Below are 1,683 nucleotides of genomic sequence, written 5' to 3'. Positions count from 1 at the left end.
AAAAATCACGAAGAAATTAAATTTTTCTGCGGAATGTGAGGTTTAGCTAAACCTACTTTTTTAGCAATAATTAATTGAGTATCTAATTCTCTTAAACTGCCAAGAGCAATCTGAAGATAACGAACATATTCATTTTTAGACGTTCTTCCATAACCTTCGGCTATATTTGATGGTACGGATACTGCTGCTCGTCTAATTTGATTAGTTAGCCCGTATAATTCTGATTGTGAAAAATGCTTGGGAACGTTGATAACAAATAACGCAAATTTCTACACCACGTTTCCAGATAAATTGTTCTCTATGGCTCATTTTTTTGGGGAAGTTTGAAGAAAGAAGTTTGATGTATTTGTATTATACCTTCTTCCTTCTTCCTTCTTCCTTCTTCCTTACAATCCCCGTCCGTTTACGGCGGGGCATTGTGAATGTACTTCAGCCGTTAAGCTTGGTGACACTAACGAACCGCACATAAAATTTTAATTTGAAGGCTAAATTAAGGAAAATTTTCCTAAAGTTCACTTTTTAATACCATTTGCTTCTAATAAGATTCTCATAAAGGAACTTTATTATTCAAACTACAAATTTTATGTATGAGCCATGATTAGCAAAAATAAGCTTAAAAAAAGTGAAGACGTGAACCTGCCCTTCGAGAGCAGTGCTTGTATAGTCCGTCAATCAGATAAGATTTTGACTTCGCTTGACCCCAAAAGCGATGATTTTAACTTTGAACTTTGGGCTAAAGAAGTTCGCCAGCAAATGCTGAATGCTCTTCAGGAACGAGCAAGTTCTAGTTGAAGTAAATTGCAATCGCGCTTTGTGTTCAAAAGATATTTGAGGCTCAGCAGCCCCTTAAAGTTTGGATAGCATCTTTTCCTACTTGCACCGCAGCATTTGAAGTACAGTAAAATTCGTAGGGGTCGTAGAAGCTGAAATAATTGAAAAAGATGGAATATTGCCAACAATTGATATTAGTATAAAATACGCATAATAAACAGCCATCAAGATAAATTAGATGTTCAATTTTCATAGTTGTTTGTTTACTTATTTGAAGAAAATGTTACTTTTAACAGTTTAAATCAACCTTTTTTATTGAGAAAACTCAGCTTCAAAAGTTCGGTTTCTCAACTATTATTAGGTTGTTTGAGTTTAATTAGATAATGGTCGATCGCTAATTAATCTGTAAAACTACAAGTAGCATACCAAAGCAATATGAAAAGAAAATTAATTTTTGGGGTTGGTATTTATTGTTTCCAATAAGAAATATCGAAATAGATAAATAGCTTGTGAACTATGAGCAGACACCAAGAAGCAAAATATTATTTTCTTTAAACATTCATAGCTTCTGACTTCGACAAATAAGTCTTTGTCGCACTTACAATATTCATCAATTACTGGTACTGTAAGTTGTGCATCTCTAGCCAAATGTTTGAGGATTTGTAACTCTACATCCATTACTCTCTATAGTTTATAGTTTGTAGAGCTTTAATCTTTTTCCTCCTTCATTCTAGTACTCGAAGATTGACAGAAAAGGGATAACTGATGACTGCTTACTGATAATGGCGATCGCATTTTCGGCTAATTATAATTCCATGTCAAGCTGTTATGCATTACTATCTTGTAAGCTCGTCAAGTAAAACAACGTCAGTTCCGACTAAGTAGGGTTTGCTGAAAAAGTAAGCGAAAAAA

At 33.9% G+C, this 1,683-nt stretch carries 3 protein-coding genes and 1 pseudogene; 1 reads left to right on the top strand and 3 read right to left on the bottom strand.

From position 1 onward, the window contains the following. Window positions 1-5 precede the first annotated feature (5 nt). Window positions 6-309: pseudogene (locus tag H1P_RS39685) on the bottom strand (four helix bundle protein). Window positions 310-594: 285 nt separating this feature from the next. On the opposite strand from H1P_RS39685, the gene H1P_RS33160 reads away from it, so the two are divergent. After that, window positions 595-792 carry a hypothetical protein gene (locus tag H1P_RS33160; protein ID WP_144875716.1) on the top strand — a complete coding sequence of 66 codons (198 nt, stop codon included), beginning with the start codon at window positions 595-597 and terminating at the stop codon, window positions 790-792. Between the two features lie 43 nt (window positions 793-835). On the opposite strand, the gene H1P_RS33155 is transcribed toward H1P_RS33160, so the two are convergent. Next, a complete protein-coding gene (locus H1P_RS33155; RefSeq protein ID WP_144875714.1) occupies window positions 836-1,024 on the bottom strand; it encodes a hypothetical protein in 189 nt (62 codons plus the stop codon). A gap of 194 nt (window positions 1,025-1,218) precedes the next feature. After that, the gene (locus H1P_RS33150; protein ID WP_144875712.1) at window positions 1,219-1,449 is read right to left on the bottom strand and encodes a hypothetical protein; all 231 of its coding nucleotides are present in this window, start codon (window positions 1,447-1,449) and stop codon (window positions 1,219-1,221) included. Window positions 1,450-1,683 lie beyond the last annotated feature (234 nt).

The sequence above is a fragment of the Hyella patelloides LEGE 07179 genome (genome assembly GCF_900659865.1).
GTDB classification, from domain to species: Bacteria; Cyanobacteriota; Cyanobacteriia; order Cyanobacteriales; family Xenococcaceae; genus Hyella; species Hyella patelloides.
This window is presented reverse-complemented; position numbering and strand designations above follow the sequence as displayed.

Coding starts and splice junctions, on each gene's coding strand:
- H1P_RS33160 (WP_144875716.1), top strand. CDS start 595: ATGATTAGCAAAAATAAGCTTAAAAAAAGTGAAGACGTGAACCTGCCC.
- H1P_RS33155 (WP_144875714.1), bottom strand. CDS start 1,024: ATGAAAATTGAACATCTAATTTATCTTGATGGCTGTTTATTATGCGTA.
- H1P_RS33150 (WP_144875712.1), bottom strand. CDS start 1,449: ATGGATGTAGAGTTACAAATCCTCAAACATTTGGCTAGAGATGCACAA.